Annotated in this window: 13 protein-coding genes, 4 tRNA genes and 4 rRNA genes; 11 read left to right on the plus strand and 10 right to left on the minus strand. The window is 49.0% G+C overall.

What is annotated here, in order from left to right:
- Window positions 1-11: 11 nt before the first annotated feature.
- The 9 genes from rrf (AB8599_RS01020) to AB8599_RS01060 all read left to right on the plus strand — a co-directional run bounded on the left by rrf (AB8599_RS01020) (window position 12) and on the right by AB8599_RS01060 (window position 6,734).
- Window positions 12-127 (plus strand): 5S ribosomal RNA (gene rrf, locus AB8599_RS01020).
- Between the two features lie 405 nt (window positions 128-532).
- Window positions 533-2,077 (plus strand): 16S ribosomal RNA (locus AB8599_RS01025).
- 90 nt (window positions 2,078-2,167) lie between these two features.
- Window positions 2,168-2,243 (plus strand) — tRNA-Glu (locus tag AB8599_RS01030).
- A gap of 1 nt (window position 2,244) precedes the next feature.
- A tRNA-Lys gene (locus AB8599_RS01035) sits at window positions 2,245-2,320 on the plus strand.
- A 66-nt stretch (window positions 2,321-2,386) separates the two neighbouring features.
- A tRNA-Val gene (locus tag AB8599_RS01040) sits at window positions 2,387-2,462 on the plus strand.
- A 30-nt stretch (window positions 2,463-2,492) separates the two neighbouring features.
- A tRNA-Ala gene (locus AB8599_RS01045) sits at window positions 2,493-2,568 on the plus strand.
- Between the two features lie 364 nt (window positions 2,569-2,932).
- A 23S ribosomal RNA gene (locus tag AB8599_RS01050) occupies window positions 2,933-5,825 on the plus strand.
- Between the two features lie 122 nt (window positions 5,826-5,947).
- Window positions 5,948-6,063 (plus strand): 5S ribosomal RNA (gene rrf / locus AB8599_RS01055).
- Together the 16S, 23S and 5S rRNA genes with 4 tRNA genes alongside form the textbook arrangement of a ribosomal RNA operon.
- Window positions 6,064-6,395: 332 nt before the next feature.
- The gene (locus AB8599_RS01060) at window positions 6,396-6,734 is read left to right on the plus strand and encodes a 50S ribosome-binding protein YggL (RefSeq protein ID WP_407331975.1); all 339 of its coding nucleotides are present in this window, start codon (window positions 6,396-6,398) and stop codon (window positions 6,732-6,734) included.
- A gap of 34 nt (window positions 6,735-6,768) precedes the next feature.
- Here the strand turns inward: AB8599_RS01060 and AB8599_RS01065 are convergent, their stop codons facing one another.
- Together AB8599_RS01065 and epmB are read right to left on the minus strand one after the other, a co-directional pair.
- Complete coding sequence (locus tag AB8599_RS01065) at window positions 6,769-7,278, minus strand: GNAT family N-acetyltransferase (protein WP_407331976.1); 510 nt, start codon at window positions 7,276-7,278, stop codon at window positions 6,769-6,771.
- A gap of 85 nt (window positions 7,279-7,363) precedes the next feature.
- Window positions 7,364-8,386: an EF-P beta-lysylation protein EpmB gene (gene epmB / locus AB8599_RS01070; protein WP_407331977.1), complete on the minus strand. Its 1,023-nt coding sequence runs from the start codon at window positions 8,384-8,386 to the stop codon at window positions 7,364-7,366.
- Between the two features lie 34 nt (window positions 8,387-8,420).
- Here epmB and efp point away from each other — a divergent pair, with 34 nt between their 5' ends.
- On the plus strand, window positions 8,421-8,987 hold the full coding sequence (gene efp / locus AB8599_RS01075) for an elongation factor P (protein ID WP_016959130.1): 567 nt from the start codon (window positions 8,421-8,423) through the stop codon (window positions 8,985-8,987).
- Between the two features lie 104 nt (window positions 8,988-9,091).
- Here the strand turns inward: efp and frdD are convergent, their stop codons facing one another.
- From frdD to frdA, 4 genes are read right to left on the minus strand one after another with little or no spacing between them, the layout of a single operon-like run.
- Window positions 9,092-9,454, minus strand: a complete 363-nt coding sequence (frdD, locus tag AB8599_RS01080; RefSeq protein WP_407331978.1) for a fumarate reductase subunit FrdD — start codon at window positions 9,452-9,454, stop codon at window positions 9,092-9,094.
- 25 nt (window positions 9,455-9,479) lie between these two features.
- Complete coding sequence (frdC, locus tag AB8599_RS01085; protein ID WP_407331979.1) at window positions 9,480-9,863, minus strand: fumarate reductase subunit FrdC; 384 nt, start codon at window positions 9,861-9,863, stop codon at window positions 9,480-9,482.
- Between the two features lie 2 nt (window positions 9,864-9,865).
- Window positions 9,866-10,624: a succinate dehydrogenase/fumarate reductase iron-sulfur subunit gene (locus AB8599_RS01090; protein ID WP_407331980.1), complete on the minus strand. Its 759-nt coding sequence runs from the start codon at window positions 10,622-10,624 to the stop codon at window positions 9,866-9,868.
- Window positions 10,624-12,435, minus strand: coding sequence for a fumarate reductase (quinol) flavoprotein subunit (frdA, locus tag AB8599_RS01095; protein ID WP_407331981.1), 1,812 nt, complete (start codon window positions 12,433-12,435; stop codon window positions 10,624-10,626). Before frdA ends, AB8599_RS01090 begins: the two co-directional genes overlap by 1 nt.
- 458 nt (window positions 12,436-12,893) lie before the next feature.
- Here frdA and epmA point away from each other — a divergent pair, with 458 nt between their 5' ends.
- The gene (gene epmA, locus AB8599_RS01100) at window positions 12,894-13,865 is read left to right on the plus strand and encodes an elongation factor P--(R)-beta-lysine ligase (protein ID WP_407331982.1); all 972 of its coding nucleotides are present in this window, start codon (window positions 12,894-12,896) and stop codon (window positions 13,863-13,865) included.
- A gap of 66 nt (window positions 13,866-13,931) precedes the next feature.
- Here epmA and AB8599_RS01105 read toward each other — a convergent pair whose 3' ends face one another.
- The 4 genes from AB8599_RS01105 to rsgA all read right to left on the minus strand — a co-directional run bounded on the left by AB8599_RS01105 (window position 13,932) and on the right by rsgA (window position 18,643).
- The gene (locus AB8599_RS01105) at window positions 13,932-14,819 is read right to left on the minus strand and encodes a DMT family transporter (protein ID WP_407331983.1); all 888 of its coding nucleotides are present in this window, start codon (window positions 14,817-14,819) and stop codon (window positions 13,932-13,934) included.
- A gap of 139 nt (window positions 14,820-14,958) precedes the next feature.
- Window positions 14,959-16,374, minus strand: coding sequence for an SLC13 family permease (locus AB8599_RS01110; protein ID WP_407331984.1), 1,416 nt, complete (start codon window positions 16,372-16,374; stop codon window positions 14,959-14,961).
- A 186-nt stretch (window positions 16,375-16,560) separates the two neighbouring features.
- Complete coding sequence (asd, locus tag AB8599_RS01115) at window positions 16,561-17,469, minus strand: archaetidylserine decarboxylase (RefSeq protein WP_407331985.1); 909 nt, start codon at window positions 17,467-17,469, stop codon at window positions 16,561-16,563.
- 121 nt (window positions 17,470-17,590) lie between these two features.
- Window positions 17,591-18,643, minus strand: coding sequence for a small ribosomal subunit biogenesis GTPase RsgA (rsgA, locus tag AB8599_RS01120; RefSeq protein WP_407331986.1), 1,053 nt, complete (start codon window positions 18,641-18,643; stop codon window positions 17,591-17,593).
- Window positions 18,644-18,679 lie beyond the last annotated feature (36 nt).

The raw sequence follows: 18,679 nt of genomic DNA on the forward strand, positions 1-18,679 counted from the left end.
AACAAAATTTGCTTGGCGACCATAGCATTATGGACCCACCTGATCCCATGCCGAACTCAGTAGTGAAACGTAATAGCGCCGATGGTAGTGTGGGGTCTCCCCATGTGAGAGTAGGACATCGCCAGGCTTCAAATTTGAATGAGAGCCCGTTCAAGCGAACGGGCTTTTATTTCGCTCCGACTGATTGTAATGTGAGCGACGTTAAGAAAAGATTTTTATACGTCATCTTCGGATGAAAAAAGATGAAAGTTTTTTCTTGACTGAACATCAGAATCGCGTATTATACGCGGCCTGACTTGCTGAAGCGCAACGCGCCAACGCATTGAAAGTCAACGTTCTTTAACAATTTGACCTATACAATCTGTGTGGGCACTCGTATTTGATAGGCATAAGATTTATCAATGAACTGAGTGACCTAAGATGGTTGAGCTCTTCGGAGTAACACTATCAACACAGTCAATGCAGATTTGCCTTAGGGCAAATAAGTAATTCAGTATTCATTGAGCGTCACTTTCGAGTGACAACAAAATTCTAATTGAAGAGTTTGATCATGGCTCAGATTGAACGCTGGCGGCAGGCCTAACACATGCAAGTCGAGCGGTAACATTTCAAGAGCTTGCTTTTGAAGATGACGAGCGGCGGACGGGTGAGTAATGGCTGGGAACCTGCCCTGACGTGGGGGATAACAGTTGGAAACGACTGCTAATACCGCATGATGTCTACGGACCAAAGAGGGGGATCTTCGGACCTCTCGCGTCGGGATGGGCCCAGTTGGGATTAGCTAGTTGGTGAGGTAATGGCTCACCAAGGCGACGATCCCTAGCTGGTTTGAGAGGATGATCAGCCACACTGGAACTGAGACACGGTCCAGACTCCTACGGGAGGCAGCAGTGGGGAATATTGCACAATGGGCGCAAGCCTGATGCAGCCATGCCGCGTGTGTGAAGAAGGCCTTCGGGTTGTAAAGCACTTTCAGCAGTGAGGAAGGTTGGTACGTTAATAGCGTATTAATTTGACGTTAGCTGCAGAAGAAGCACCGGCTAACTCCGTGCCAGCAGCCGCGGTAATACGGAGGGTGCGAGCGTTAATCGGAATTACTGGGCGTAAAGCGCATGCAGGCGGTTTGTTAAGCAAGATGTGAAAGCCCCGGGCTCAACCTGGGAACCGCATTTTGAACTGGCAGGCTAGAGTCTTGTAGAGGGGGGTAGAATTTCAGGTGTAGCGGTGAAATGCGTAGAGATCTGAAGGAATACCGGTGGCGAAGGCGGCCCCCTGGACAAAGACTGACGCTCAGATGCGAAAGCGTGGGGAGCAAACAGGATTAGATACCCTGGTAGTCCACGCTGTAAACGATGTCTACTTGGAGGTTGTGACCTAGAGTCGTGGCTTTCGGAGCTAACGCGTTAAGTAGACCGCCTGGGGAGTACGGTCGCAAGATTAAAACTCAAATGAATTGACGGGGGCCCGCACAAGCGGTGGAGCATGTGGTTTAATTCGATGCAACGCGAAGAACCTTACCTACTCTTGACATCCACAGAAGAGACCAGAGATGGACTTGTGCCTTCGGGAACTGTGAGACAGGTGCTGCATGGCTGTCGTCAGCTCGTGTTGTGAAATGTTGGGTTAAGTCCCGCAACGAGCGCAACCCTTATCCTTGTTTGCCAGCACGTCATGGTGGGAACTCCAGGGAGACTGCCGGTGATAAACCGGAGGAAGGTGGGGACGACGTCAAGTCATCATGGCCCTTACGAGTAGGGCTACACACGTGCTACAATGGCGTATACAGAGGGCAGCGAGGCCGCGAGGTGGAGCGAATCCCAGAAAGTACGTCGTAGTCCGGATCGGAGTCTGCAACTCGACTCCGTGAAGTCGGAATCGCTAGTAATCGTGGATCAGAATGCCACGGTGAATACGTTCCCGGGCCTTGTACACACCGCCCGTCACACCATGGGAGTGGGCTGCACCAGAAGTAGATAGCTTAACCTTCGGGAGGGCGTTTACCACGGTGTGGTTCATGACTGGGGTGAAGTCGTAACAAGGTAGCCCTAGGGGAACCTGGGGCTGGATCACCTCCTTAACGATACTATTGATGCAAGTGCTCACACAAATTGTATAGGTTGAAAAAGTAAAGAGTGGTTTGGCATCCCAAATGCCAAACAAGCAAAGTGTCCCATTCGTCTAGAGGCCTAGGACACCGCCCTTTCACGGCGGTAACAGGGGTTCGACTCCCCTATGGGACGCCACGGGTCGTTAGCTCAGTTGGTAGAGCAGTTGACTTTTAATCAATTGGTCGTAGGTTCGAATCCTACACGACCCACCATCTCCTCCACAGGTGATGTAAAACGCGTTTAGATTTTGCCTTTTCAAAGGTGAAAATGAACATTGTGGGCGATTAGCTCAGTTGGGAGAGCACCTCCCTTACAAGGAGGGGGTCACTGGTTCGAGCCCGGTATCGCCCACCATTCTTTCTCATGAGAGAATTAAAATATCATGGGGCTATAGCTCAGCTGGGAGAGCGCCTGCCTTGCACGCAGGAGGTCTGCGGTTCGATCCCGCATAGCTCCACCACTCTTTAAAAACATTCTCACGAGTGTCTTTAGAAAGTGGACATCTCTGTCTCAGAGATATATCACTTTGCTCTTTAAAAATCTGGAAAGCTGACTAGTAGATTTACTTCTTCTTTGAAAAAAGAAGGATTAAATTGAAATCTGTTTCTTATCTCTCTACCCGAGAGGTAACGAAACAAAAGTTCTCAAAACGTTAATTCTTCGGAATTGACACCAAACACATTCAAGTGTTCTTGGTTTCATTCTTCTCTTAGAGAGGAATGAACATATTTGAGTCCGGCGAAAAACCGTTCAACGTAAGTTGAGCATGTTCTTAGGAACAACCTTGGTTGTTTGCCATACATAAAGACCTCTTGGGGTTGTATGGTTAAGTGACTAAGCGTACACGGTGGATGCCTTGGCAGTCAGAGGCGATGAAGGACGTAGTAACTTGCGATAAGCGTAGATAAGGCAGTAACAGCCACTTGAGTCTACGATTTCCGAATGGGGAAACCCACGTGCATAAGCACGTATCATGCAGTGAATACATAGCTGTATGAGGCGAACTCGGGGAACTGAAACATCTAAGTACCCGAAGGAAAAGAAATCAATTGAGATTCCGGCAGTAGCGGCGAGCGACCCCGGATTAGCCCTTAAGCGGTTTAAGTGTTAGTGGAATACCCTGGAAAGGGTAGCGATACAGGGTGATAGCCCCGTACACGACAATGCTTTTATCGTGAAAACGAGTAGGACGGGACACGTGGTATCCTGTCTGAACATGGGGGGACCATCCTCCAAGGCTAAATACTCCTGACTGACCGATAGTGAACCAGTACCGTGAGGGAAAGGCGAAAAGAACCCCTGTGAGGGGAGTGAAATAGAACCTGAAACCGTGTACGTACAAGCAGTGGGAGCCTCTTCGTGGGGTGACTGCGTACCTTTTGTATAATGGGTCAGCGACTTACTTTTAGTAGCAAGGTTAACCGAATAGGGGAGCCGTAGGGAAACCGAGTCTTAACTGGGCGAATGAGTTGCTAGGAGTAGACCCGAAACCGAGTGATCTAGCCATGGGCAGGTTGAAGATTGAGTAACATCAATTGGAGGACCGAACCGACTAATGTTGAAAAATTAGCGGATGACTTGTGGCTAGGGGTGAAAGGCCAATCAAACTCGGAGATAGCTGGTTCTCCCCGAAAGCTATTTAGGTAGCGCCTCGGACGAATACTACTGGGGGTAGAGCACTGTTAAGGCTAGGGGGTCATCCCGACTTACCAACCCTTTGCAAACTCCGAATACCAGTAAGTACTATCCGGGAGACACACGGCGGGTGCTAACGTCCGTCGTGGAGAGGGAAACAACCCAGACCGCCAGCTAAGGTCCCAAAGTTATCGCTAAGTGGGAAACGATGTGGGAAGGCTCAGACAGCCAGGATGTTGGCTTAGAAGCAGCCATCATTTAAAGAAAGCGTAATAGCTCACTGGTCGAGTCGGCCTGCGCGGAAGATGTAACGGGGCTAAGCGATACACCGAAGCTGCGGCATCAACTCTTCGGAGTTGTTGGGTAGGGGAGCGTTCTGTAAGCCGTTGAAGGTGAACTGTAAGGTTTGCTGGAGGTATCAGAAGTGCGAATGCTGACATGAGTAACGATAAAGGGGGTGAAAAACCTCCTCGCCGGAAGACCAAGGGTTCCTGTCCAACGTTAATCGGGGCAGGGTAAGTCGACCCCTAAGGCGAGGCCGAAAGGCGTAGTCGATGGGAAACGGGTTAATATTCCCGTACTGCTTATAACTGCGATGGGGGGACGGAGAAGGCTAGGTGAGCTTGGCGACGGTTGTCCAAGTTCAAGTGCGTAGGTGGGTGTCTTAGGTAAATCCGGGACGCTGTTAACACTGAGACACGATGTCGAGTCACTACGGTGATGAAGTCATTGATGCCATGCTTCCGGGAAAAGCCTCTAAGCTTCAGGTTATAAGCAATCGTACCCCAAACCGACACAGGTGGTCGGGTAGAGAATACCAAGGCGCTTGAGAGAACTCGGGTGAAGGAACTAGGCAAAATGGTACCGTAACTTCGGGAGAAGGTACGCTGCCTCCGGTGAAGTCCCTTGCGGATGGAGCTAGAGGCAGTCGCAGATACCAGGTGGCTGCAACTGTTTATTAAAAACATAGCACTGTGCAAAATCGAAAGATGACGTATACGGTGTGACGCCTGCCCGGTGCCGGAAGGTTAATTGATGGGGTTATCTTCGGAGAAGCTCTTGATCGAAGCCCCGGTAAACGGCGGCCGTAACTATAACGGTCCTAAGGTAGCGAAATTCCTTGTCGGGTAAGTTCCGACCTGCACGAATGGCGTAATGATGGCCACGCTGTCTCCACCCGAGACTCAGTGAAATTGAAATCGCAGTGAAGATGCTGTGTACCCGCGGCTAGACGGAAAGACCCCGTGAACCTTTACTACAGCTTGGCACTGAACATTGACCCTACATGTGTAGGATAGGTGGGAGCCTTAGAAGCACGTACGCCAGTATGTGTGGAGGCAATCTTGAAATACCACCCTTGTATGCTTGATGTTCTAACGTTGGCCCCTAATCGGGGTTGCGGACAGTGCCTGGTGGGTAGTTTGACTGGGGCGGTCTCCTCCCAAAGAGTAACGGAGGAGCACGAAGGTGGGCTAATCACGGTCGGACATCGTGAGGTTAGTGCAATGGCATAAGCCCGCTTGACTGCGAGAATGACAATTCGAGCAGGTACGAAAGTAGGTCATAGTGATCCGGTGGTTCTGAATGGAAGGGCCATCGCTCAACGGATAAAAGGTACTCCGGGGATAACAGGCTGATACCGCCCAAGAGTTCATATCGACGGCGGTGTTTGGCACCTCGATGTCGGCTCATCACATCCTGGGGCTGAAGTCGGTCCCAAGGGTATGGCTGTTCGCCATTTAAAGTGGTACGCGAGCTGGGTTTAGAACGTCGTGAGACAGTTCGGTCCCTATCTGCCGTGGGCGTTGGATGATTGAGAGGGGCTGCTCCTAGTACGAGAGGACCGGAGTGGACGAACCTCTGGTGTTCGGGTTGTCACGCCAGTGGCATTGCCCGGTAGCTAAGTTCGGAATTGATAAGCGCTGAAAGCATCTAAGCGCGAAGCAAGCCTCGAGATGAGTCATCCCTGACACTATAAGTGTCCTAAAGGGTTGTTGGAGACTACGACGTAGATAGGTCAGGTGTGTAAGCGCTGCGAGGCGTTGAGCTAACTGATACTAATTGCCCGTGAGGCTTAACCATACAACACCCAAGGGGTTTTAGCGGACTCAGATAAGAACATTGAATGTGTATTGAGAGATAGGCTAGTCAGATTTTCTTCAGATTTTTGTTTTTCGCGCAAGCGGGGGACACAACAAAATTTGCTTGGCGACCATAGCATTATGGACCCACCTGATCCCATGCCGAACTCAGTAGTGAAACGTAATAGCGCCGATGGTAGTGTGGGGTCTCCCCATGTGAGAGTAGGACATCGCCAGGCTTCAAATTTAGAAAAAGCCCTGACCTTACGGTCAGGGCTTTTTTGCATGTGGATTAAGCACTTCAAGTACTTAAAACCCGTATTAATATCAATCCGAATAATGTTATGGGCATTCAGTTTTAACGTTAAAAGCCGGGTAGTAGAGAAAATGCTCTACATCGTGAACCCGATAAGGACTAAGCGGAAACTCGCTCTTAGAGCAAACGATCTCGCTATTCTGTATCAAGTGCGCATCCTCTCGCGTAACTTTCGGTTTTCTGAATACTGATACCGACAACCGAATCGCTCACACCTACACTGTTTTGACGCCGATTGAATGAGGTTCTTTGTTCATGCCTAAACAACGCTCTAAACGATTAAGAAAAAAACTATATCTCGATGAGTTCGCCGTATCTGGTTTTGTCGTATCCCTGAAACTCAATACGGACAAAGATGATGAGCTTGATGACTTTATCGAATCATTTGCCAACTTTTCTGAATCGCGTCTTTTACTGGTTGGCGGCGGCGGGATAACAAGAATTGAGTTAGTGATTGGTTCAGCGCTTCGATATGGCTCAGCAACCGAGCAGGATAGAGTAAAAGTTAAAGACTGGTTGAATGAACGTGATGAAGTAGAGCTTATTGATGTTGGCCAACTGGTCGATCTGCACCAGTTAGAGTGGAATGACTAAACGAAGAACCCAGCTTGGGCTGGGTGTTTGCGTTTTAGGCTGTATCTCGCGATCTGGGATTGAATCTGGCCATATGGTAAGCATCCACGTACTCGCCATTGCGAAAAGCGTATTCGGAGAAGCGTCCTTCCACCCCGAAACCAAACTTACTGTATAACGAAATCGCAGCCTCGTTATCGCAGTATACGGTGAGCTCTATTCTTCTCAGGTTAAGCCAGTTATCGGCTAAGTCGATCATCGCTGACATTAGCGCACTGGCAACACCTTTTCCAGTGTACTTATCGTGCACTGCCATGCCAAACTCGCCTACATGGCGTCTGCGTGCGCGGCGATTGGCTTCAAAACCCAATTGACCAATCACTTTTCCATCTTGTTCCGCAACTAGGCAGTAAGTGTCATCGGGTAGGTTAGCGAGTCGTTTCTCCCACATTGTGAGCGTCGGAAATGGCATTTGTAGGGTGCCCGCTTGGGCTTTAGGGCAAGCGTAAAGCTGTTGGATTGCAGGGATATCTCGCGGCTCTACAGGACGTACAGTTACAGGCATAGTCACTCCGTTATACATGCCAGAAGGTCTTTTCATCATTACCTGTAACTATTTGCAAAGCAATGGTTTTTTAGTTGGAGACCACTTACTCCAAGTGCAGGTCCAGCGGTGTTTTACTATCGCGACCACCGATCTCTCGGGTTAAGCGCGGGACTAGATAGCCGGAGACTTCTTTGATAAGCCCTGACATCAGGTTTTTCGCTTCTACATCATCAACGAGAAAATGTGCAGCACCCTTAACCTTATCAAGTACGTGTAAGTAGTAGGGCAAAATTCCAGCATCAAATAGAGCATTGCTGAGGTGTTTAAGTGCATCAACGGAGTCATTCACGCCTCTCAGTAACACACCTTGATTAAGCAACGTGACGCCAGCTTGTTTTAGCAACGCCATAGCCGAAATCAATTCGCTGTTGATTTCATTGGCATGGTTAATATGCGTGACTATCACTACATCGAGGCGAGTCTGAGCAAGTAGGTGAGTCAGTGCTAACGTCACTCGTGACGGAATGACGACGGGTAAGCGAGTGTGAATGCGAAGCCGCTTTACATGAGGAATAGATTCGATGGCATCGACTAACCATACCAATTCATGGTCCTTCGCCATTAGTGGGTCGCCACCAGATAAGATCACTTCATCGACTTCAGGATGTTGTTGTAAGTAAGTGATGGCTTCGCGCCAGATTGACTTCCCACCTTTATTTTCGTCATACGGGAAATGACGACGGAAGCAATAACGACAGTTTATTGCGCAGCCTCCTTTTACAATCATGAGTACACGATTTTTGTATTTGTGCAGTAGGCCTGGAACCGAATTACCCTGTTCATCAAGAGGATCGGTGGAAAAGCCTGCAACATCCGTAAACTCATCCATAAGAGGAAGGACTTGACGTAGAAGTGGGTCGTTTGGGTTACCTTTTTCCATGCGATCAATGAAACTGTGTGGCACACGCTGAGCAAACAGTTCACGCGCAGCAAAGCCAGACTTCCATGCAGCAGGCTCGATATCAAGCTGTTGCAGAAGAATTTGAGGATCTGAGACAGCATTTGCCATTTCTTTAAGCCAGTTTTGCTCAACAGGCGAGGCATTTCGGGTTATTATGTCCGGCATTTATGACAACTTCGAAGATGTTTAGAGGATAGACATGGCGTCTTTTAGCACCAATGAATTCCGTGGCGGAATGAAAATTATGCTCGATAACGAGCCTTGTGTCATTATCGAAAACGAGTTCGTTAAACCAGGTAAAGGCCAAGCGTTTAACCGCGTGAAGATCCGCAAGCTGCTTTCGGGCAAAGTGCTTGAGAAAACATTCAAGTCTGGCGACTCAGTGGAAGCTGCTGACGTTATGGATCATGAGCTTGATTACCTCTACTCAGATGGTGAGTTCTGGCACTTCATGAACGCTGAATCATTCGAGCAGATCGCTGCCGATGAGAAAGCGGTTGGCGACAACATCAAATGGCTGAAAGAGAACGATCGTTGTACTCTGACGCTTTGGAATGGTAACCCTATTGCGGTAACGCCACCAAACTTTGTTGAGCTGGAAGTGACCGAAACCGATCCTGGTCTGAAAGGTGATACTGCCGGTACTGGCGGTAAACCAGCGACTTTGGTCACTGGTGCCGTGGTACGTGTACCCCTGTTCATCCAGATTGGCGAAGTGATCAAAGTCGACACTCGTTCTGGCGAATACGTAAGCCGCGTTAAGTAATTTCTGGCTTATTGAGAAAAGCGTCCTTTCGGGCGCTTTTTGGTTTTTAGCTATAGAGGCGAAAAAAAAGCACCCGAAGGTGCTTTTTTATTTCACTGAGTGGATTAAATCATAAAGATAAAAATCACAGACAGTGCGCTGATCAGGAATGCAGTGGCATAGCACGCCACTTTTCCGGCGGTTCCTGTATGGAACTTCAGGTCGTGCATACCATGGTGCAAGCGGTGCATTGCATGCCACATAGGTAAAGACAAAGTACCGATCACAAACAGTGCGCCAATGAAGCTGGTTACAAAGCCTGTTACACGCTCATAGCTCAGCGCTTCCGCATCGAGCATACCGAGTGGCGCCATAATACCCAGCACGAGAATCGTCACTGGCGTGATCATCGCAAACCAAGAGCCGCCAGCACCAAATAGACCCCACCATACTGGTTCGTCAGAACGTTTTGGATTCAAATCGACCACGTTGTATCTCCTCACTTGTATGGCGTTAAACCAAAAACAAAATCACGGCAGAAATTACTGCAACCGCGGCCCATTGGGTCAGCACAATGATTTTCTTATCTACCTTTTTGCCACCGATGCGAATTGGCATCACTTGCGGCATCATGCTGAAGAAGGTTTGTGCATGGAATAAGCTACCTAGCAGCGCCACAATGTTAATGGCGATGACAACAGGGTTAGCCATAAAGCTCAACCAGCTCTGCCATGCACTTTCACCCACGACCAAGCTGCCCAAGCCAAAGGTTAAGAACAAGGTAAAGAAAATCAGTGGCAATACGGTAGCTTCACGCAGCATATACATGCGGTAGAACGGGTGATCCTTCCACCAGGTACGTTTCATTTCACGAACGTAGGGTTTACGGTTAGACATCCTTATGCCTCCACTTTCTTAGGTGAACCATCAGGTTTGAGCATGGCAATCACAAAGTCCTGAGAGGATACGATCTTGCCTTGGTTGACTGCAGCTGCAGGGTCAACGCTCTTTGGGCACACTTCAGAACAATAGCCAACAAAGGTACAACCCCATGCGCCGTTTTCACCGTTGATCAGTGCCATACGCTCCTGAGCACCGCTGTCACGGCTGTCGAGGTTATAGCGATGAGCTAGCGTCAGCGCCGCTGGGCCAATGAACTCAGGGTTCAAACCAAACTGAGGACATGCTGCATAGCAAAGGCCACAGTTGATACAGCCAGCAAATTGCTTGTAGCGAGCCATTTGTTCGGGCGTTTGGTTATTTGGACCATCTTCCGGTGTGCGGCCGTTGCCAATGATGTAAGGCTTGATCGCTTCTAGACGCTCAATGAACGGCGTCATGTCTACAATCAAATCTTTCTCGATCGGGAAGTTTGCAAGTGGCTCGATGGTCACGCCGTCAGGGTAGTCACGCAAGAAAGCTTTACAAGCCAGCTTAGGTACGTTGTTTACCATGATGCCGCATGAGCCACAAATCGCCATACGACAAGACCAACGGTAAGCCAGCTCTTTGTCTAGATGATCTTTCACGTAGCCTAGGGCGTCCAATACCGACATGGTATCGTCAAAAGGCACGTTAAAGGTTTGCAGGCGAGGTTCATCATCTTTCGCCGGATCGTAGCGAAGAATGCTGACTTTCTGAATGCGATTGTCTGACATTATGCCTGCTCCTTCTGTTCTTTCTCAGCCTTCTTTGCAGCGGCTTCTGCTTCTTCTGCCGCCGCACCGTATAGGCGTGCTTTTGGCTGAGACTTGGTGATTTTTACGTCACCGTATTTGATGGTTGGCGCGCCGTCTGGGTTATAGAGTGCCAGCGAGTGCTTCAGGAAGTTCACGTCATCACGCTCGGTGCAGCCATCATCTAGACGCTGGTGAGCACCGCGAGATTCACGACGCATCATGGCAGAGTGAGCCATGGCTTCTGCGACTTCTAAGCCGTAACCCACTTCTATCGCGTACAGAAGGTCAGTGTTGAACACTTTGCCTTTGTCTTTGATGCTAATGCGCTTGTAGCGCTCTTTCAATTCGGTCAATTTGTCGATTGTTTGCTGCATCAGATCTTCGCGACGATAGATACCGCAACCCGCTTCCATGGTGTGACCCATTTCAGTTCGGATGTCAGCCCAGTTCTCATCACCTTCTTGATTCATGAGCGCGCTGATACGGTCTTCAACTGCTTTCACCTGACGCGCAATTTCGTCGTCATTCCAGCCATTAAACTCGCTTGCACGTTCAACAGCACCTTCACCAGCCACACGTCCAAACACAACCAACTCTGCCAGAGAGTTAGAGCCTAGGCGGTTAGCACCGTGAAGGCCAACAGATGAGCACTCACCCACAGCGAACAAACCTTTGATTACGGTTTCGTTCTTACCGTTGGTTTCAATACCACCCATGGTGTAGTGCGCGGTCGGACGAATTGGGATTGGCTCTTTAGCTGGGTCAACGTTCACGTACGCTTTTGCGAGTTCGCAAATGAATGGCAGACGCTCGTTAAGGTACTCCTCGCCAAGGTGGCGAAGATCCAGCAGAACCACATCACCTAGCGCATGCTTGATGGTGTTGCCTTTTTGCTGCTCGTGCCAGAATGCTTGCGACACTTTGTCACGTGGGCCGAGTTCCATGTATTTGTTCTTTGGCTGGCCGATAGGGGTTTCTGGCCCCATGCCGTAGTCTTGCAGGTACCGGTAGCCATTTTTGTTGACGATAATGCCGCCTTCACCACGACAGCCTTCGGTCATCAAAATACCTGTGCCTGGAAGGCCTGTTGGGTGATATTGAACGAATTCCATATCACGTAGCGCAGCACCATGGCGATAAGCCATTGCCATGCCATCCCCTGTGACAATGCCGCCATTTGTGTTGCAGTTGTAAACACGACCCGCGCCGCCTGTTGCCAGAATGACTGACTTAGCTTTGATGCAAACCAGTTCGCCTTCAGACATGTGAATGGCAATCAGACCTTGTGCTTCACCGTCAACAACCAGCAAGTCAACCACGAAGTACTCGTCTAGGCGTTTGATTTGCTTATATTTGATTGATGTTTGGAAGAGCGTGTGGAGCATATGGAAGCCAGTTTTGTCCGCAGCAAACCATGTGCGCTCTACTTTCATGCCACCAAAGCGACGTACGTTGACGTCGCCGTTTTCCTTACGACTCCATGGGCAACCCCATTGTTCCAATTGGATCATTTCGCGAGTGGCATTCTCAACGAAATATTCAACAACATCCTGTTCACATAGCCAGTCGCCACCGCCAACGGTATCGTTGAAGTGGTTGTCGAGACTATCCTCATCCTTGATGACGGCGGCAGAGCCACCCTCAGCGGCCACCGTGTGGGAACGCATCGGGTAAACCTTAGAAATCAATGAAATTTCTAGTTCTGGGTTTGCTTCAGCAGCAGCAATAGCGGCGCGAAGGCCAGCGCCGCCAGCGCCAATAACAGCGATATCTGTGGTAATTGTTTTCACAGCTATCCTCCGGAGGATTGTTAAAAATAGAGATGCAATCAGTGCATCTAACTGAAAAGCTCCTCCCATCTTAGTAGACTTAAATTCGTCAAAATTTGACCTGAAAGGGTATTTGTTCCGACTTTCTGCTGCTACTTCCAATTAAGCCTCGGAAGTGTGATCTTGGTCGTTAGTGAAAAAGAAATGTGCTTGTTAAATGCTGGTTACTGTTCGTTTTTTTATGTTTCTAACACGTGAAAAATGCTTTTCTATGAAAACGGTTAACTCTCTATTTTTAAAGATTTTTCTTTTGATAATGAGAAATATTACCAACAGGTGTTTTCGGGTTTTCTAACATTTTTTCACTCTTGCATCTCAAGCTGGTAAAAGTGTGGCTGACCATTCCGTGCAATGGCGTTTGATGACATCAATCTAAGCGATACAATGTCGCCTATCATCATGAAAGAGAGTGTAAGTTTATGACCCATCAGTGGCGTCCCACGTCAGATATTGAGACGTTGAAAGCTCGTGCACGTTTGATGTACTCGATTCGTCAGTTCTTTGCAGAGCGTGATGTGATGGAAGTAGATACGCCCGCGATGAGCCAAGCGACCGTAACGGATATTCATCTGCACACGTTCAACACAGAATTTGTCGGTCCTGGTTTTGCCCAAGGCATTCCGCTTTATCTCATGACCAGCCCAGAGTTTCACATGAAACGATTGCTTGCAGCAGGAAGTGGCGCTATCTATCAGATAAGCAAAGCTTTTCGTAACGAAGAGGCCGGGCGTCATCACAATCCTGAGTTCACCATGCTAGAGTGGTATCGCCCTGGGTTTGATCATCATGCACTGATGGATGAAATGGATGTGCTACTGCAAACGACAATGGGCGTGGGGCAAGCGCAGCGAATGACGTATCAAGAGGCATTTATGACTGTGTTAGGCGTTTGTCCGCTCGAAGGTAGTATGGAGCAGCTAAAAGCGGCTGCCGCACCATTAGGATTATCAGACATTGCTGAACCTGAGCAAGACCGAGATACCCTGCTTCAGTTGCTGTTCAGTGTCGGTATTGAACCGAAAATTGGCCAAAGCGAGCCTGCATTTGTCTATCACTTCCCCGCTTCACAGGCAGCACTCGCGCGTGTTTGTGAGGACGACAGGCGTGTTGCTGCGCGTTTTGAAGTGTACTTTAAGGGCATTGAGCTGGCGAACGGGTTTTATGAGCTGGACAATGCTGATGAACAACTGGCGCGTTTTGAACGAGATAATCGTAAGCGTGAAAGCATGGGGTTGAAAACGCAACCTATTGATCATCACTTGATTGAGGCGATCAGATACGGCTTACCGGATTGCGCAGGTGTTGCTCTGGGCGTTGACCGCCTGATCATGTTGGCACTTGGAAAATCGCATATTGACCAAGTGGTGGCTTTCCCAGTAGAGCGAGCTTGATCGAAAACGCCGCAATAATGAATGCGGCGTTTTTGTTTTCTCGGTGATGACTCGCTGTTTTTGACGCTAGCTGGTTACAATCAGGCCAGCCCCCGTAACCGCAAGTGCAGCACCTATCCAAGCGCTTGGCGACGGGCGTACTTTAGTGAATAGCCAAATCAGTGGCAGTACCATGACTGGGGTGGTGGATGACAACAGTGCGACCATCCCCACTTCGCCCCATTTAAGCGCGTACATAATGAGTGTCATGCCAACAGCCATTGCAAGGAAGCCGTTCACCACGACCATCCCGAAAATGCGCCAATTGATGGGATTCACCGGCTGTGCCACCCGTACTTGCAGTAAAACCAAGGTGCCGTGTGCCAAAAAGGCGGCAATCATACGAATAGCAGACGCTGCAATTGGGTCCACATTCCCGGTTAATACCGGTTTGGCGATGACACCACCCAGTGACTGGCAAAGTGCCGCTAGCAAACCAAGCGCAATAGCTACTTTTAAACTGCCTTTGGTTTCTTCCCAATGATGAGCATTGCCTGTTTGACGGAAAAACACCGCCACCATCACGCCAGAAAACACCAATATCGCACCCACTAATCGGATGCCCTCTAGCGTTTCACCAAATAGCCACATGCCAAGCAGTGCAGAAAATACCGCATGGCAGGAGTACAATAGCCCAGAGCGACGAGGGCCAATTCGGTTCATGCAGCCAAACAGTGCGGTATCGCCGATAAAAATACCGATCAAGCCTGAAAGTGCCATTGGCCACCAGATATCAGAGGTGATGGTAGCCCACCCTCCCGTCAATAAAGCCAGTAGCGACAACATGATAGAGACGCAAGCCATACGCCAGCGACTATAGGCAAAGCTACCCAGATGACGGGCAGGTGTCACCGAAATAAGGCTGGAAATACCCCAAAGAAAGGCGGCAGCAAGCGCTAGCCATTCGTACCCCAAGAGAAAGCCCTCACAACATGCGACCACAGGTTCGCATCAATAAATTTGAAAAGAGCGCGAGTGTATATGGACTTGAGGCGAGGGAAAAGCAGCAAGCGCATTTTCCCTCCTTTTTTGGCTTCAGGGTGCTATCAGCGATCTACGTCAGAATGAGCATTGCGCTATAGACAAGCGCGAGGCCAACAAGACCAATAATCACGCCGACTTTTGCCATGTCTCTGCTTTCAATTAATCCGGTTGAATATGCCAGACTATTAGGGGGTGTAGAAACAGGTAAAATCATGCCAAGCGATGCAGAAAACGCCACCACAACCAGTAAACCTTGAATGCCGCCAATAGCAGAGAGGCTTTGCATAGAAGTCGCAACCGCTGCGGCGATAGGCATCAAAAGGTTGGCGGTTGCTGTGTTAGACATAAAGTTCGCCATCAACCAGCAGATGATAGACAAGGTCAGCACCACGGCCACTGGCGATAAACTGTCGTAATCCACGGCATGCGCCAATGCTGCAGCAAGGCCAGTTTTGTCGAGCGCCAAGCCAATCGCAATCCCGCCAGCCACAAGCCAAAGTACATCCCAATTGATGAGTTTCAGTTCTGCTTTGCCCATGATGCCCGTCAGTGTAAATACCGCGAGCGGGATGATTGATACCACATAGGTGTTCATGCCATGAAGGCTGGTGGTCATCCACAGTATTATTGTCGCGGCAAACGTGGCGTAAACCGTGTATGCGCGCCAACTTTTCTTAAATTGTCCGTCGAGCTTGAGTGTCATTGTATCCTGACTGGTTGGGAAGAGCCTTTGCAATAGCCACCATGCGAAAGCGAGTTGCACAACCACAAACGGTAAACCCATGGTCATCCATTCCAAAAAGCTAATAGCGTTTTCCCCTGTTAAATATTGGAGTGCAATGGCGTTGGGCGGAGTTCCGATTGGGGTGGCAATGCCGCCTGTATTCGCTGCGACTGGAATACATAATACCAAGGCCTTAATGCCAGTATCCCCTTTGGGGACAGAAGCCACGATAGGACCAAGCAGTGCCAGCATCATCACTGTGGTGGCAGTGTTTGACATAAACATCGAGAACACAGCGGTGATCAGCATTAAGCCCAACATGATAAAGCGAGGCTTGGTGCCAAAAGGTTTGAGAAGAACACGAGCGAGGTTGTTATCTAAATCGTATTTTGATGCAGCGATAGCAAGGGCGAAGCCGCCCATGAACAAAATAATGATGGGTGAGGAGAAAGCGCCAAAGATGTCGGTGTATTTCATTAACTCACCAAGATCGTGTCCCGGTTGGGCTTCACGAAACCAAGTGAGTCCTTTATCCGATATCATGATGAGTTCTAATGCGATGATGAGGATTGACGTGGCGAATACAGGCACAGGCTCTAGTACCCAAAGCAATGCGGCAAGCAAGAAAATCGCGAGCAGGCGGTGTTGGATTATCGTCAAATCGTCGAGCGGGATCCAGTTTATGGGCATAAGCAATACACCCAGAGGCACGCCAAACGCGACGATAAACTTGAAGATGGTGGCTTGAGAGAGTCTTGGCATGGTGCTGATTCCATCCACATTGAATGAGGGAATGGCATCACATTCATGCTTGAATTCATCAGCTTGGATGCCACTGTACGAACAACAGCATACGGGTAGAAGGAGAAAAAACTCTGTTCTCGGATAAAATTCACGTACAAAAAAAGGGCAATAATGCCCTTTTCGTCACAGATCCCAACTTTGTCGTTAAGCGGGTTTAGATTCGCTATGATCTTCGTTGCTGTCTGGCACCATTGAAGTCTGACGGGCGTAAACTTCACCCATGCGCGTTGGTTTGCCAGCCACGATGCTGTCGTCAAAGCGGATCGCATCTTTCGGGAACAGGTTGATCACGGTTGATCCCAATTTAAAGCGACCCATCTCTTCGCCTTTTTTCAGCGTAATGGATTTATCGCCCTGTGTTGGATAATCCCAGCGGCGGATACTTTGTCCGGTTGGTGGCGTAATTGTGCCAGCCCAAACGGTCTCAATGCTGCCCACAATGGTTGCGCCAACCAATACTTGTGCCAACGGACCAAAGGCCGTATCGAAAATACACACCACGCGCTCGTTACGTGCAAACAAGTTTGGCACGTTTTCTGCCGTCAGAGGATTAACTGAGAACAGATCGCCAGGCACATAAATCATTTGGCGCAATGTGCCATCGCAAGGCATGTGCACACGATGGTAGTCACGTGGCGACAAATACAACGTCGCGAAATCGCCATCAGAAAATTCTTCAGCCAGTTTCGCGTCGCCACCAAGGAGTTCACATGCATCGAAGGTGTGGCCTTTCGCCTGAATCAATCTGCCTTGTTCAATTGGCCCTGCTTGGCTAACACACGCATCTGCAGGATGGCTGATCACGTCGGCTTCATCGTTAAGTGGGCGAGCACCGTCTTGCAATTCACGTACAAAGAAATCGTTGAACGTAGGGTAGCTACCCGGATCTGGGTTTTTCGCTTCGCTCATTTCCACCTTGTACTGACGCACAAACCACTTAATCACGGCAGTAGTTAAAAAACCTGCTTTTGCAGCGGCAAGCTTACCGACTAAACGGGTTAGCAGATGTTTTGGCATGCAATACTGCAGGCCAATTTTCAAATCGTTAGACACGGTTATTCTTCCTAACTTGTCTTTTGCCCAAGAGAAATTCAAAAGGCCGGAATGTAAAAAGCGGCCTAGTTTACAAAATTAACAGGCCGCTAACCAGATGAAGTGAAAAGTCAGAGGGTTATCAGTTTTCCTTATCACGCGAAAACTGACGGTTTGCCTTCATCTCAGTCATGCTGTCGATGATCTTGTGATAGCTTTCAAAGCGCTCAATGCTGATCTTTCCGCCTTCAACCGCTTCACGGATCAAGCAGCCTGGATCATCTTTGTGTTTACAGTCTCTGAACTTACAGCCGCCAAGGTAATCACCAAACTCTTTAAACCCCTGTGTAACGTGCTCTGGCTCTAAATGCCACAGTCCAAATTCACGTACGCCAGGGCTATCGATCAAATCACCACCATCAGGGAAGTGATAAAGCCGTGCAGTTGTTGTGGTGTGTTGACCAAGTCCAGAGTTTTCAGATACTTCACAAGTGTCAGCGTTTACCTCAGGCAATAACACATTCACCAGGCTGGATTTACCCACGCCCGATTGGCCGACAAAAATACTGGTCACATCAGCAAGTTTGGCTTTTAACGCCGCCATGCCCTCACCAGTCTTCTGGCTTACCATCATGACGTCATAACCGATATCATGATAAAGAGACAGAATATTTTTAACCTTTTCAATGCCTTTATCGTCCAAAAGATCAATTTTGTTGATGACGATTAGCGGCTTGAAATCAACCTGTTCGGTAGCGATCAAGTAACGGTCTATAATGTCGGTAGACAATTCGGGTAATATCGCGGAAACGATCACAACTTGATCGATGTTGGCTGCGACTGGTTTTACACCGTCATAGTAATCTGGGCGAGTGAGTACTGAGCGACGTTCGTGAACAGCTTCCACGACGCCAGCAATACCTTGCAGTGCTTCTACACCTGGGCGCCAGACGACAGTATCTCCCGTCACCAAGCTTTCGATTGAACGGCGAAGGTTACAGCGTTGAATGGCTCCGGTTTGAAGATCTTCAATATCGGCATGTTGTCCAAAACGGGTAATAACGACCCCTTCACGAGATGATTGCAGTAAGGATTCATCCCACTGGACATCCTTTTGCTGACGATCAATTCGTTTATTTTGGTTTGTCCGTACTCGGCGCAATTGGCCTTTTGTGAGATTTTTCTTTTTTGCCACGAGAATGTCGCTAGTTTAGTTGGCTTTCAAGTCAGG

Source organism: Enterovibrio litoreus, from assembly GCF_045679545.1.
GTDB lineage: Bacteria > Pseudomonadota > Gammaproteobacteria > Enterobacterales > Vibrionaceae > Enterovibrio.

Excerpts from the sequence above, each read along its gene's own strand:
- AB8599_RS01060 (WP_407331975.1), top strand. The coding sequence starts at position 6,396 with ATGCCTAAACAACGCTCTAAACGATTAAGAAAAAAACTATATCTCGAT.
- AB8599_RS01065 (WP_407331976.1), bottom strand. The coding sequence starts at position 7,278 with ATGCCTGTAACTGTACGTCCTGTAGAGCCGCGAGATATCCCTGCAATC.
- epmB (WP_407331977.1), bottom strand. The coding sequence starts at position 8,386 with ATGCCGGACATAATAACCCGAAATGCCTCGCCTGTTGAGCAAAACTGG.
- efp (WP_016959130.1), top strand. The coding sequence starts at position 8,421 with ATGGCGTCTTTTAGCACCAATGAATTCCGTGGCGGAATGAAAATTATG.
- frdC (WP_407331979.1), bottom strand. The coding sequence starts at position 9,863 with ATGTCTAACCGTAAACCCTACGTTCGTGAAATGAAACGTACCTGGTGG.
- AB8599_RS01090 (WP_407331980.1), bottom strand. The coding sequence starts at position 10,624 with ATGTCAGACAATCGCATTCAGAAAGTCAGCATTCTTCGCTACGATCCG.
- epmA (WP_407331982.1), top strand. The coding sequence starts at position 12,894 with ATGACCCATCAGTGGCGTCCCACGTCAGATATTGAGACGTTGAAAGCT.
- AB8599_RS01110 (WP_407331984.1), bottom strand. The coding sequence starts at position 16,374 with ATGCCAAGACTCTCTCAAGCCACCATCTTCAAGTTTATCGTCGCGTTT.